The organism is Cupriavidus sp. 01L46 (assembly GCF_056399905.1).
This window is the reverse complement of the sequence record NZ_JBFTSF010000015.1, coordinates 45,653-59,018: the sequence shown is the minus strand read 5'-3', so window position 1 is coordinate 59,018 and position 13,366 is coordinate 45,653. Positions and strand designations below refer to the sequence as shown.

Here is a 13,366-nt window from a genome sequence, read left to right as displayed (position 1 = left end):
CGCGCTGGCAGTGTTACTTGCCGGCCAGGACCTGAACGGGTGTCAGGCCGCGGTTGCCGTCGGCAGCGGTGTCATCCGCTTCTTCGGGCACCGGCGCGCCGATGGCGCCTTCGCTTTTGGCGACGACGGTTGTGGCAATGGCGTTGCCAAGCACATTGGTTACGGTACGGCCCATGTCCAGCACGTGGTCGATGCCCAGCACCAGCAGGATGCCGGCCTCGGGCAGGCCAAACATCGGCAGCACCGCGGCCACCACCACCAGCGAGGCGCGCGGCACGCCGGCAATGCCCTTGCTGGTGACCAGCAGCACCAGCAGCATGGTCACCTGCTGCGTGAGCGACAGGTGGATGCCGTACACCTGCGCCACGAACAGCGCGGCGAAGGACGTGTACATGATCGAGCCGTCCAGGTTGAACGAGTAGCCCAGCGGCAGCACGAAGCCCGTGATGCGCTCCTTGACGCCAAAGCGGCCGAGCTGCTCGATCACCTTGGGGTATGCCGATTCGCTGCTGGCGGTGGCGAAGCCGATCATCAGCGGGGCGCGCACCATCTTGAGCAGGCGGAACACATCGCGGCCGAGGAAGAAGTAGCCACCGGCGATCAGCGCCACCCACAGCAGCGCCAGCGACAGGTAGACAGCGCCCAGCAGCTTGGCGTACACCACCAGCACGCCCAGGCCTTCGGCGGTGATCACCGCGGCGACCGCGCCGAACACGCCGACCGGCGCGAAGGCCATCACATAGTTGGTGATCTTCAGCATCACGTGCGACAGGCCTTCGATGCCGGCCAGCACGGGTTTGCCGATGCCGTCCTTGAGCGTGCCCAGCGCAAAGCCGAAGAACAGCGAGAACACCACGATCTGCAGGATCTCATTGGTGGCCATGGCTTCGACGAAGCTCTTGGGGAACATGTGCGCAATGAAGTCGCGCAGGTTCAGCGCCCCGGTCTTCAGATTGGAGGCAGCGTCCGCCGCCGGCAGCGCCAGGTTCATGCCTTCGCCCGGGCGCAGCAGGTTGGCCATCACCAGGCCCAGCAGCAGCGAGGTGATGGACGCGGCGATGAACCATGCCATCGCCTTCATGCCGATGCGGCCAACGGCCTTGCCGTCGCCCATGCTGGCGATGCCGCCAACCAGGGTGGCGAACACCAGCGGCCCGATGATCATCTTGATCATGCGCAGGAACACATCGGTCAGGATGGACAGGTGGTCGGCGATGGACTTGGCGGCGGCGGGGTCCGGCGCGTAATGGTGGGCGGCCGTGCCGGCCAGCACGCCAAGCAGCATCGCAATGAAAATCAGGGTGGGCAGTCGGTTCAGTTTCATCAGAAGTCGGGCCGATGCGCCCGGCCAATGGCCGGACGGCTGTTTTGCGGGGGGCTGGCAGCCTTCTGGCATGGCGTTGCCGTCGTCGGGACAGCGCCATGCGGCCTCAGCCGGGAAGATCAGTGCCTGTTCAATTCCGGAATCATTCCGAAATCAATCCAGATCAATGCCGGATCAATGCCGAACGGGCATGGGCAGCGTGTGCCCGGCGCCCACCGGTGTGGTGGGCAAGGTCAGCAAGGCGGGGTCGATCATTGTTTCCTCCATTGTTTTGGGTCCGGGCCGGCACGGGGGGGGCCAACCGTCGACCTGTATGGCCGCTTGGGGCCGCGCATACATTGCACGAGGCGTGCCAGGCCAAAGGCCAAGCCGAAGCTGCCTAAGCCACTGAAAAACAAGGAGAAATTAATGTGCGCTCGACGCACGGTTCGGATTTCCGTGCGGGCATGGCGATAGGGCGTTCGGTTTTCCGAACGGGCGGCGGGGCGGAAAGCGGAACTGTCGCCCGTGCGGGCGACAGCGTGTGATGCAAGGGGCATGGCTGGCGGCGGCGCACGCCGCCGCCAGCCATGCACGCCAGGTGACTCAGGCGTTGTCCACCGGCAGGGTCGGGCAACTCTCCAGGAACAGTTCCAGCGGCATCGGCCGCCCGATCACATACCCCTGGGCATAGTCCACGCCAAGCGAGCGCAAGGCCTGCAGCGTTTCCTCGTCTTCCACGGATTCGGCCACGGTCAGCATGCCCAGGCGATGGCCGATATCGTTGATCGAGCTGACGATCTCGCGGTCCACCGCGCTGCCGGCCAGGTGGCGGATAAAGCTCCCGTCGATCTTGAGATAGTCCACCGGAAACTGCTTGAGATAGGAGAACGATGACAAGCCCGCCCCAAAATCGTCGAGCGCCACGGTGCAGCCAGCGCTGCGCATCTCGGTCACCAGGCGATTGGCCGCCGCCATGTTGTTGATCAGCGCGGTCTCGGTGATCTCCAGCTGGATGCGGCTGGCGGGCAGCACGGAGTCGTACAGCTCGGCGTGCAGGAACGGCAGCAGGAACGGCTCGCCCAGCGAATTGGCCGACAGGTTGATGGCGACCGTGAGCCTGGGCACCGCGGCCAGGCGCTCGCCGAATTCGTGCAGCACGTGGTGGATCACCCAGCGGTCCACATGGCCCATCAGGTCATAGCGCTCGGCGGCTGGGATGAACGCGCCCGGCATCACCAGCTTGCCTTGCTCGTCGACCATGCGCACCAGGATCTCGATATGGCGGTCGGCCTGGTTGTGCTCCTGCAGCGCGCGGATCTCCTGCGCGAACAGGCGGAAGCGGTTCGCATCCAGCGCCGAGTGGATGCCGGCGGCAACCTGCAGCTCCTGGTGGTGGCGCTGCGCATCGCTTTCGTCGCGCCGGTACACCGAGACGCGGCTGCGCCCGGCCGCCTTGGCGGCGTAGCAGGCTACGTCGGCGCGGCTCATCAGCTCGCCCATCGGCGGTGTTTCGTGGTCGATCGCGGTAATGCCGATGCTCGCGCCCACATCGTAGACCCGCCCTTCCCACGGGAAACGCTGGCTGCGGATGGCATCGATGATCTTCTGGCACACGCGCTCGGCCTGGTCCACCGTGCAGTCCATGAGCAGCAGCGCGAATTCGTCGCCGCCCAGGCGGGCGAGCAGGTCGTCCGGGCGCACGTGGTAGCGGATCACGTGGCCGAGCTCGCGCAGCAGTACGTCGCCCGCGGCATGCCCGGCCGTGTCGTTGACGATCTTGAAGCGGTCCAGGTCGATGAAGCACAGCGCGTGATGCTGTTGCTGCATGCGCGCAGCGTCGCAGGCCTCGCGCAGCCGCTTCTCGAACCAGATGCGGTTGGGCAGGCCGGTGAGCGCATCGTGCGAGGCCGAATGGGCCAGCTCGCGCTGCAGCGCGCGGGCGCCGGTGATGTCCTGGAACACCAGCACCGCGCCGATGACCTCGCCGGTAGCCGTGCGCACCGGGGCGGCGGAGTCCTGCACGTCATGGCGGTCGCCGGTCAGGCTTTGCAGCACCGCGCCGTCCTGCAGGTAGACCGGGCGCAAGGTCAGCAGGCACTGTTCCACCGGGCTGGGGATCGGCGCGTTGGTATGCTCGTCGACGATGCGGAAGATGGATTCGAGCGGCTGGCCGGCAGCCGCCTGCATGGTCCAGCCGGTGAGCTGCTCGGCGATCGGGTTCATGAAGGTGACGCCCATGGTGGCGTCGGTGCAGATCACCGCATCGCCGATCGAGCGCAGCGTGATATGCAGGCGTTCCTTCTCTTCGAACAGCGCCTCGGTGAGGCGGCGCTGTTCGGTGATGTCCCAGTTGGTGCCGATCATGGACACCGCGGTGTCATCGTCCTGGCGCAGCACCATGGCCATGGCGCGGATGTGGCGCACCGCGCCGTCGGGGCGCTGGATGCGGTATTCGGTATCGAAGGTGCGCGTGCCGCGCACCGCCTCGCGCATCTCGGTGCTTGCCTGCTCGACATCGTCCGGATGCACCATGGCCGTCCAGCGCTTGATGTCCGGCGCGCCCAGGGCAGGATCGACGCCGTGCAGCGCATGCATGCGCGCGTCCCACTCGATCGCGCCGCTGGCAACGTCCCATTCCCAGATGCCTACGCCGCCGGCTTCCACCGCCAGCTGGGTGCGGCGCGACAGCGCCTCGAGCTTTTCCAGCGCGGCCTTGCGCTCGTCGATGTCTTCCACCTGCGAGATGAAATGCAGCGGCTTGCCGGTGTTCTCGTCGTGCACCAGGGAGACGGCCAGCAAGGTCCAGCGATAGTGGCCGTCCTTGTGGCGGAAGCGCTTTTCTATCCGGTACGACTCGATCTCGCCGGCCAGCAGGCGCTCGACCTGGTGCAGGTCGGGGGCGAGATCGTCCGGGTGGGTGATGGTCGGGAAGGGCAGCTCCGCCAGCTCGGCGGCATCATAGCCAAACAGGTCGCAGATGGCGCGGTTGACCTGCAGCCAGCGGCCGTCCAGCCCCACCAGCGCCATGCCGATGGCCGAATGCTCCATGGCCTGGCGAAAGCGCCGCTCGCTGCCGCGCAGCTCGCTGCGGTCACGCCGGTTCTGCTCCAGCAGGAAGGCGATGCAGATCGGGAACACCATGACCAGCGTGGTCGACAGCTGCACCGACTGCAGCAGGAACGGCTCGTTCGCGCCCACGCCGAGCGATGCGGTGACGAGCCCCAGCGCCACCGTGCCGCAGATGGCCAGCAACGTCAGCAGGGCAGTGGCAAAGGGATTGGTCAGCAGCGCCGCCAGCACCAGCGGCAGCGCCATCACCACGAACGGCTCGTTGCTCTTATATAGCGCCACGCCGCCCACCGCCAGGCTCAGCAGGAGCAGGCCGGCAAAACGGGGCAGCTGCGCGCGGCGGAAGGTGTCGGCGAAACGCTCGCGGGTGATCGATACCATCAGCGGCAGCAGCATGACGATGCCCATCGAGTCCGCCGTCCACCAGGTCCACCAGACCGCGCCAAAGCCGCTGTGGTAGGCGGTGCTGATGGTGGCGGCGCCGATGGTGGCGCCCACCGCCGGTCCCAGCGTGCTGGCCGCGCCCAGCGTCAGCGCGAAGCGCGCCAGCGGTCCCGGGCGGGATAGCGTGGCGCCGCTGGTCATGGCGCGCACCAGCCACGCCGAGAACGCGATCTCGACGACGTTGCCCAGCGCCAGCGCCAGCGCAATGGCAGGGCTATCGCCCATGGCCGCGTTGGCCGCCAAGCCCGCCACCAGCATCCCCGCCAGCTGCCAGGGCACATCGCCGCTGCGCTGGTGCAGCAAGATGCCGAGGCCGAAAGCGTTGGCCAGCCAGAGCATGGCCACGTTTCCGGGGTAGCGCGACACGGCCAGCCCGGCCAGGGCCAGCAGGAAGAAGGCGATTGCCGATAGCGACACGCGTTGCCAGCGCGGGTAGGTGGCGGGCAAGGGGCGGACATCCAAATCTGGCGTCATATGGCGTCAGCCTGAAGCTGCGTTCTCGAAATTGAGGCGATGGGCGGGCGTCGGGCAGGTTGCACGCACGGCCCAGCTTAATGGATCAATATAGCGGCGATACGCCGGAATCACGAGGCAATAAGCCCCGGTGTGTTACCGCTGTTCGGACTAGCGCCGGACGCCGTTTTGCGGTAGGAACCTGGCCCGCGGCGAGCTGGAACCGGCCCTGGCGGCCAGTCTGCTGCCATGGCGGACAGGCGCGCTGCCGTTCCAGTCATACAGGCGTTTCAGGCATTGCCCCGCCGAGGAGGGGTATCGGCGCGGATATCGGACCGGCGCGAAGCGCGTCGAAACCGATGCAGCTCGCCGGCGCGCGCTGATCGTCGGCGCCTGGACCGAGTCCGCCAGCTATGTCGACCCGCTCATGCGCGGTGACGGCCACGCCGGGATCGACACCATGATCGCCGTTGTCCATTCGCGCCTTCCGGGTTTGCGCTTTACGCGCGGGACGCCGGTCGACGCACATGGCGGCAACCTGCGCTTTACCTGGGAACCGGCGCCGGCGGGTGCGGCAGCCGTGGTGGTCGGCACCGACTTCGCGACGGTGGCGGCGGACGGCCGGCTGCAAAGCATGACGGGCTTTATCGACCGCGCGCCGGAAGGCATGGCCTGAGGCCGCTCGGGTGCAGTGCACGGCACCGAACGCGACTTCCCTTTTTGCACTATGCTCACAAGGTTTTACGGCGTGCGCACCGCGGCTGGGGCACACGCTGCTGACCGGCCGCCGGCGGCGCGGCGTGGCGGATCGAACCGCCGCGACGCGCCGGGGGCGGACCAGGGCAAACAGACCCAAGGAGCTCCCCCCATGACCACGCTAGATATCAACGGCAAGCCGTTGCAGGTAGACGTTGATCCTTCCACGCCCCTGCTGTGGGCGTTACGCGACAGCCTTGGCATGACCGGCACCAAGTTCGGCTGCGGCATGGCCGCATGCGGCGCATGCACCGTGCACGTGAACGGCCAGGCCACGCGCAGTTGCGTGACGCCGGTCTCGGCGGCGCAGGGCGCGCGCATCACCACCATCGAGGGCGTTACCGGCGACAAGGTTGGCCGCGCGGTGCTCGACGCCTGGATCAAGCACGACGTGGCGCAGTGCGGCTATTGCCAGAACGGCCAGGTGATGAGCGCCGTCGGGCTGTTGCGCAGCAAGAAGCACCCAAGCGATGCCGACATCGACCAGGCCATGGCGGGAAACCTGTGCCGCTGCGGCACCTACCAGCGCATCCGCGCGGCCATCAAGGACGCGGCGCGCGCGCTGGCTTAAGGGGACGACACCATGCGAATCAGATACCTCGAAGCGCTGGCCGGCGGCAATCGCAGGCACGCGGACGCTGGCGGCGTCGCCGCGCTGGACCGCCGCAGTTTTCTCAAGCTGACCGGCTTTGCCGGTGGCGGCCTGGCGCTCGGCATCCTGCCAGCCCAGGCCGCGCTGGCGCAGGAAGGCGCGGCGCCCAAGGCCCCGCCTTCACCGCCGCAGGCGTTCCTGCTGATCGCGCCGGACAACACCGTCACGGTGGCGGTCAACCGGCTCGAATTCGGCCAGGGCGTGCATACGGCGCTGCCCATGGCGCTGGCCGAAGAGCTTGACGTGGACTGGCGCAACGTGCGCGCCACGCTGGCGCCCGCCGGCGATGCGTACAAGGATCCCGCCTTCGGCATGCAGATCACCGGCGGCTCCACCGCGCTCAACCATTCCTTCCAGCAGTACCGCGAGCTGGGCGCGCGCGCCCGCGCCATGCTGGTTTCCGCCGCGGCCACGCAGTGGCAGGTCGATCCGGCGAGCTGCCAGGTGGCGCTGGGCGTGGTCACCTCCGGCAGCCATCGCGCTACCTTTGGCGAGTTGGCGCAGGCTGCCATGGCGCTGCCGGTGCCGCAGCAGGTAACGCTCAAGAACCCGGCGCAGTTCAAGCTCATCGGCAAGCCCACGCGCCGGCTGGACGCGCGCGGCAAGCTGGAGGCTACCACCGCCTTCGGTATCGACGTGCATCTCACGAACATGGTGGTGGCCGTGGTGGCACGCCCGCCGCGCTTTGGCGGCAAGGTGAAATCCTTCAACGCCGACAAGGCACGCGCGATCAAGGGCGTGGCCGACGTGATGCTGGTGCCGGTGGATCGCGGCGGCACCGGCGTGGCGGTGGTGGCCAATGGCTACTGGCCGGCCAAGCAGGCGCGCGATGCGCTGGAGATCGTGTGGGAAGACAGCGGCTCCAGCGTTTCCACCAAGGACCTGTTCGCGCAGTACAGAACGCTGGCCGCGCAACCCGGCACGGTGGCGCTGCAGGCTGACCTGGGCGCCATGTCCGGCGCCGCGCGCACCATCTCGGCGGATTACGAGTTTCCCTACCTGGCGCATGCGCCGATGGAGCCGCTGAACTGCACCTTGCAGGCCGAGGTGTCGGGCAAAGCGGTGCAGAGCGTGAAGGTATGGGTGGGCTCGCAGTTCCAGACCGTGGACCAGGCCGCCATCGGGCGCGTGCTCGGGCTGCCGCCGGCCAAGGTCACGCTCAACACCATGATGGCGGGCGGCGGGTTCGGCCGGCGTGCCGTGCCCACCTCCGACTACCTGGTCGAAGCGGCCAACGTGCTGCTGGCCTGGGTCAAGAACGGGCATGACGAACCGCTCAAGGTGATGTGGAGCCGCGAGGACGATATCCGCGGCGGCTACTACCGGCCGCTGCATGTGCACCGCGCGCGCATCGGCACCGATGCGCAGGGGCAGGTGCTCGGCTGGCAGCACACCGTGGTCGGGCAGTCCATCCTCTCCGGCACGCCGTTCGAGGCGTTCATGGTCAAGGGCGGCGTGGACTCGACCATGGTCGAAGGCCTGGTTGAGAACGACTACGGCTTCCCGCTGCAACTATCGGTGCACCACCCGCAGGTGGCGGTGCCGGTGCTGTGGTGGCGCTCGGTGGGCAACACGCACACCGCCTTCGTCAAGGAAACGCTGGTCGACGAAGTGGCCGTCAATGCCAGGCAGGATCCGGTGGCTTACCGCCTCGCGCGGCTGGACGCGGGCAAGCACGCGCGCCATCGCGCGGCGCTGCAGCTGGCGGTGGACAAGTCCGGCTACGGCAAGCGCAAGCTGCCCAAAGGCCAGGCCTGGGGCGTGGCGGTGCACGAGTCGTTCGGCACGGTGGTGGCCTATGTGGTGGAGGTGTCGCTGGTGAAAAACGAGCCACATGTGCATCGCGTGACGGCCGGGGTGCATGCCAACCGCGTGGTTAATCCCATGTCGGCCGAGGCGCAGGTGCAGGGCGCATGCGTGTTCGGGCTGGCGATGACGCGGCCGGGCTTTGCCATCGAGATTGAAAACGGCGCGGTGAAGAACAGCAACTTCCCCGACTATCCGCCGCCGCGCATCACCGATGCGCCGGTGGTGGACGTGTTCTTCGTGCCCTCCGAGGATCCGCCCACCGGGCTGGGCGAGCCGGGCGTGCCAGCCATTGCGCCAGCGGTGGCCAACGCGCTGTTCACGCTCACCGGCAAGCGCCAGCGGCAGTTGCCGTTCGTGTTCGCCTGAGCGGGCCTGAGCTGGCCTGAGCCCAGGCGCCGGGCTCAGGGCGCGCGGTTGTCGCCGGCCGCGCGCCAGGCCTGCGTGAAGCGCAGCAGGTCGTCGGCCGAGGCATCGGTGATGGCGGCGTAGCGCATGCCGTCCGACTCCCAGAGCGCCAGCTGGTAGCCTTGGCGCGACTCGATCTGCGCCGCCTCGCTACGGCCGGGGTTGAGGGCAGGCTTGCTGTCCGGCTTGTCCGCCGTGCGCGCTGGCAGCACGAACACATCGATGGGGTGCTGGTTGCGGCGGTAGACCAGCACCGCCACCGGCCGCCCGTGCACGTAGTCGAGCCGTCCCCCGACCAGCGGGAAATCTTGCGCAGCGAGTTCCCGTACCGACGGCGCGTAGTCGATCCGGCCATTGAACCAGGGCTTGACGGTGTGGCGGTCCGATGAGGCGACATCGATCGTGTGCCCCGAGATCAGTGCGCGCACGTGGCTGCTCACCATCTCGCCTTCCACCGTCGGCCCGGAGCCATCGCTCAGCGCGTACTGGGCCATGCCAATGCCCAGCGTCGCCACCGTCAGCGCGGCCATGGCGGGGGCCGGCCCGGCGCGGTGGTAGGGCGCATGCGCGCGCAATACGGTGCGCAATTCGCGCAGGTGCGCGAGCTGCGCGGTGCAGGCCGCACATTGCGCCAGGTGCCGCTCAAGGCGCAAAGCATCGCCTGCGCCGAGCTCCCCGTCGGCACTGGCTTGCAGCAGCAGGCGGGCGTCATTGCAGTTCATGGCCTGTCTCCCCTGCAGGTTGCGGCGGTGTGGCGTGGATGGCGGTTGCCGCGGCGGCCCTGCCCGTTGCCGGTGCGCTGGACAGGGTGCCTGCCGCGCTAAGGTCGGCGCCGCCCTGGGTGCCGGTGCCGCGCGCGTCCTCCGCGTGCATGGCGAGCACCGCCGCCGCCAGCAGTTTGCGCGCGCGTGCCAGCCGCGACATCACGGTACCCAGCGGGATGTCCGCGACGGTGGCGATGTCGCGATAAGGCAGGTCCTCCAGCTCACGCAGCACCAGGACTTCCCGAAAGGCCAGCGGCAGTCGCTCCAGCGCCACATGCAGCAGCCGGATATCCTCGGCGCGCAACAGCCATTGCTCAGGGCTGTCGCCGTGGCCATCCTGCCAGCCGGGCAGCGGCTCGCCATCGAAATGCGCATCGTCGTAGTCAGCGCTCTCGGCCTGGCCCGGCTGGTGCCGCTTGCGCCAGGCGGTGAACCACGTGTTGCGCACGATCGCCAGCAGCCACGCGCGTGGCTGGTCGCCCCGGAAGCTGTCAAAAAAGCAGAAAGCCCGCAGGCAGGCTTCCTGCACCACGTCATCGGCCTCCATGGGGCTGCCCGACAGCCAGCGGGCCAGGTTGTAGGCGGCGTCGAGGTGCGGAAGCACCAGATCGTCGAAACGGCGGCGCTGGTCGGCAGCGTTCACGTCACTCCTTTGGCTCGGTGCCCGGGTTGGACGCATCGCGCGCGCTTCCCCGTTCATTCCGTCTCTGCCGCGTATACCGGAAATGCACTGAGTTTATTCCCGATTCTCACCACCACCACGCAAAAAAAATATCGCCGGCAACGGGAATAAACACGCTTGCGCGCCGGTATGACAGGCAGGTCCCCAGCAACCGGATCAATCCGACCGATCCGATCAATCCGGTCGATCCGATCAACCGATGGAGCTCAATATGCAGCGAGCATGGAAGCGGCGCGATTTTCTCGGGCTTGCCGCGTGCGCCGGCGGCGCGGTGTTTGTGTCGGCATTGCCCGGATGGGCCGCCGGCCGCGACGAATCGTTCTACTTTGTCCAACTCTCGGACGCGCACTGGGGCTTCCAGGGCCCGCCCAATCCCGACGCGCGCGGGACCTTGCCCAAGGCGGTGGCAGCGGTCAACGCACTGGCGGAGCCGCCGGATTTCCTGATGTTCACCGGCGACCTCACCCACACCACCGATGACCCCGCCGAGCGCCGCCGGCGCATGCGCGAGTTCCAGTCGATCATCGCCGCGCTCAAGGTGCCGGTCGTGCACCTGATGCCGGGTGAGCACGACGCCAGCCTGGACCAGGGCGCTGCCTACCGCGAACTGTTCGGGCCCACGCATTATGTGTTCGACCACAAGGGCGTGCACTTCATCGTGCTGGACAACGTGTCTGATCCTGCCGGGCGGGTAGGCGCGGCGCAGCTCGACTGGCTCGCCGCGGATCTTGCGCAGCAGCCGCAGTCGGCGCGCATCGTGGTGTTCACGCACCGTCCGCTGTTCGACCTGTATCCGCAGTGGGACTGGGCCACCCGGGACGGCGCGCAGGTCATCGAGCGGCTGATGCCGCATCCCAACGTGACGGTGTTCTATGGGCACATCCACCAGGAGCATCACCACATGACCGGGCATATCGCGCACCACGCGGCGCGCTCGCTGATGTTCCCGTTGCCGGCGGCGGGGTCGCAGCCGCAGCGCTTGCCGGTGCCGTGGGATCCGGCGCAGCCTTATCGGGGATTGGGCTGGCGGGAAGTGGAGGCGGGCAGGGCTGCGGGGGATTTCGGGATCGAGGAGAAGCCTGTCAACGGTTGAGCGGATCGTGCCGTGTCGCTTTGATCGGCTTGGATTGGCTTTGAGCCGCTTGGAACCGCTTTGAACTCGCTATCAGGAGTTGGTCATGTCGGAAATCGGACGGGAAGGAATCAGCCGCAGGCGGGCGCTGTGCTGCTTGCTGGCGCTGGCGGGCGGGACGCCACTGTTGCAAAGCGCTGCCGCTGCGCCGCGGGTGATCAAGGTGCATGCGCGCAAGTTTGTCTTCACGCCAAACCGGATTGCGCTGCGGGTTGGCGAGCCGGTGGTGTTCGAGCTGACCGCGCAGGATGTGATCATGGGGTTTAGCGTGCCGGATCTCGGCATTCGGGAGGATTTGCCGCCCGGCAAGGTCGTGCGGGTTTCGGCCTTGCCCAAGGTGGCTGGCAGCTTTGTGTTCCTGTGCGATATTTTCTGTGGGTCGGGGCACGAGACGATGAATGGGGTGATTGAGGTTAGTTAGGTTGTTGCGGCTGCAGCTGATTGACGTCAAGGTCAAAGGCAACTGCAGTTTCACCACCCCTGCGGGGCGGCGACCTACTTTTTTGTCTTGCCAAAAAAGTAGGCAAAAAAGGCGCGCCGGATGGGGCGACACCCCCTCGGGCTTCGGCGAAAAGAGCGGCCGGGACCCAAACTCGCATCGCCTTAAGGCGATACTCAGACATGGGTCCCTCTTTTCCGCTCTTTTCGCCGAATCCCGAGGCGCCCCATACGGCCTTGGCACACCTTGACGGCTCGCTTCGCATCGCGTTGGGGTGATTCCCGCCCTTCGTGCGGGAATCACGGCTACACCGAATCGATGCTCTGACTCTCCTGCCGGTTTTCTCCCCTCTCCCACACTTGTGGGAGAGCAACCGTGTCAAGCGGGCAGTTTGTTTTCCCACGGCTGACCGGTCTTCGCCATGGTATTGAGGACCGTCAGCAGCTTGCGCATGCAGGCAGTCACGGCGAGCTTGAATGGCTTGCCGGTAAGACTCAGGCGTTCATAGAAACTACGGATGGCAGGGTTATGACGAATCGCTGTTACCGTCGCCATGTACAGCACATTGCGCACCTCGGCTCGACCGCCGCGGATGTAGCGTTGTCCCCGGCGCTTGCCGCTGTCGTCGTTAAACGGCGCCACGCCGACCAGCGCTGCAATCTGCTGGCGGTTGAGCTTACCCAACTCGGGCAGTCGCCCCAGCAGGGTGAACACGCTGACTTTGCCAATGCCCGGCACACTGCTAGGCAATTCCACTTTGTGCTTCCATACGTCGCTGGTGCGCAGCTTGTGGGTCATATCGATATCGAGCGACTTGATGCGGGTGTCCAACCATTCGATATGCTCTTTCAGACTCTTGATGGCAAGCGGCGGCGCAGTGGCGACTCGAGCCTTCTCTTGAGCCCGCATGACCACCAGCTGGCTGCGCCGGTCCAACAGGTCAGCAAATTCGCGCTGCGCCTCGTCGGGCAGCGGACGCACTGGCGGCCGGATCTGCTGGGCAAAACGCGCCAGCACGCGCGCGTCGAGCCGGTCGGTCTTGGCCAGAATCCCGCAAGCTTTGGCGAAGTCGCGCACCTGCTTGGGGTTGACAACCGCGACCGGCAATCCGGCACCGGCCAGCGCGATACTGACGCTGGTTTCATAACCGCCTGTCGCCTCGAGCACGATGCGCTCGATTTGACCTTCGTCGTTATGCTCGGCCAGGTAGGCCAGCAGCGAAGCGATACCCGCTTCGTCATTGGTGAACTGCAAGCTCGCGCTGTCAGGCAAAGAGTCCAGATCCAGCGTGTTCTTGCTAACGTCGATTCCTACAACCTTGATATCCATTTGGCTTATCCCATCCTTGTGACCATTCGGCGTGCTGCCATCCAACCGTTCGGGCTTAGGCTAAACGCTATCAAAAAATGGAAGCCTCGATCCTCGCTCTCCCTCGAACTTGGGCTTTCGCCCAGG

The 13,366-nt window shown here is 66.8% G+C and carries 10 protein-coding genes; 5 read left to right on the top strand and 5 right to left on the bottom strand.

Going from position 1 to position 13,366, the window contains the following annotated elements; all coding sequences use genetic code 11:
- Nucleotides 1–13 precede the first annotated feature (13 nt).
- The gene (locus AC1DS3_RS04760; RefSeq protein WP_441640943.1) at nucleotides 14–1,324 is read right to left on the bottom strand and encodes a dicarboxylate/amino acid:cation symporter; all 1,311 of its coding nucleotides are present in this window, start codon (nucleotides 1,322–1,324) and stop codon (nucleotides 14–16) included.
- Between the two features lie 585 nt (nucleotides 1,325–1,909).
- On the bottom strand, nucleotides 1,910–5,293 hold the full coding sequence (locus tag AC1DS3_RS04755) for a diguanylate cyclase (protein WP_441640944.1): 3,384 nt from the start codon (nucleotides 5,291–5,293) through the stop codon (nucleotides 1,910–1,912).
- A gap of 439 nt (nucleotides 5,294–5,732) precedes the next feature.
- Here AC1DS3_RS04755 and AC1DS3_RS04750 point away from each other — a divergent pair, with 439 nt between their 5' ends.
- From AC1DS3_RS04750 to AC1DS3_RS04740, 3 genes are all read left to right on the top strand, one after another.
- Nucleotides 5,733–5,948, top strand: coding sequence for a hypothetical protein (locus AC1DS3_RS04750; RefSeq protein ID WP_441640945.1), 216 nt, complete (start codon nucleotides 5,733–5,735; stop codon nucleotides 5,946–5,948).
- A gap of 192 nt (nucleotides 5,949–6,140) precedes the next feature.
- A complete protein-coding gene (locus AC1DS3_RS04745; RefSeq protein WP_150988428.1) occupies nucleotides 6,141–6,599 on the top strand; it encodes a (2Fe-2S)-binding protein in 459 nt (152 codons plus the stop codon).
- Nucleotides 6,600–6,611: 12 nt separating this feature from the next.
- Nucleotides 6,612–8,855: a xanthine dehydrogenase family protein molybdopterin-binding subunit gene (locus AC1DS3_RS04740; RefSeq protein ID WP_441640946.1), complete on the top strand. Its 2,244-nt coding sequence runs from the start codon at nucleotides 6,612–6,614 to the stop codon at nucleotides 8,853–8,855.
- 35 nt (nucleotides 8,856–8,890) lie between these two features.
- On the opposite strand, the gene AC1DS3_RS04735 is transcribed toward AC1DS3_RS04740, so the two are convergent.
- Together AC1DS3_RS04735 and AC1DS3_RS04730 are read right to left on the bottom strand one after the other, a co-directional pair.
- The gene (locus AC1DS3_RS04735) at nucleotides 8,891–9,616 is read right to left on the bottom strand and encodes an anti-sigma factor family protein (protein WP_477126766.1); all 726 of its coding nucleotides are present in this window, start codon (nucleotides 9,614–9,616) and stop codon (nucleotides 8,891–8,893) included.
- Nucleotides 9,603–10,337, bottom strand: coding sequence for an RNA polymerase sigma factor (locus AC1DS3_RS04730; protein ID WP_441640950.1), 735 nt, complete (start codon nucleotides 10,335–10,337; stop codon nucleotides 9,603–9,605). The genes AC1DS3_RS04735 and AC1DS3_RS04730 overlap by 14 nt, the downstream gene beginning before the upstream one ends.
- A 214-nt stretch (nucleotides 10,338–10,551) precedes the next feature.
- Here AC1DS3_RS04730 and AC1DS3_RS04725 point away from each other — a divergent pair, with 214 nt between their 5' ends.
- Both AC1DS3_RS04725 and AC1DS3_RS04720 read left to right on the top strand, forming a co-directional pair.
- Nucleotides 10,552–11,433, top strand: coding sequence for a metallophosphoesterase family protein (locus AC1DS3_RS04725; RefSeq protein WP_441640948.1), 882 nt, complete (start codon nucleotides 10,552–10,554; stop codon nucleotides 11,431–11,433).
- 85 nt (nucleotides 11,434–11,518) lie between these two features.
- Nucleotides 11,519–11,893, top strand: a complete 375-nt coding sequence (locus tag AC1DS3_RS04720) for a cupredoxin domain-containing protein (RefSeq protein ID WP_441640949.1) — start codon at nucleotides 11,519–11,521, stop codon at nucleotides 11,891–11,893.
- Nucleotides 11,894–12,289: 396 nt separating this feature from the next.
- Here the strand turns inward: AC1DS3_RS04720 and AC1DS3_RS04715 are convergent, their stop codons facing one another.
- The gene (locus AC1DS3_RS04715; RefSeq protein ID WP_441640602.1) at nucleotides 12,290–13,240 is read right to left on the bottom strand and encodes an IS110 family RNA-guided transposase; all 951 of its coding nucleotides are present in this window, start codon (nucleotides 13,238–13,240) and stop codon (nucleotides 12,290–12,292) included.
- Nucleotides 13,241–13,366: the final 126 nt, after the last annotated feature.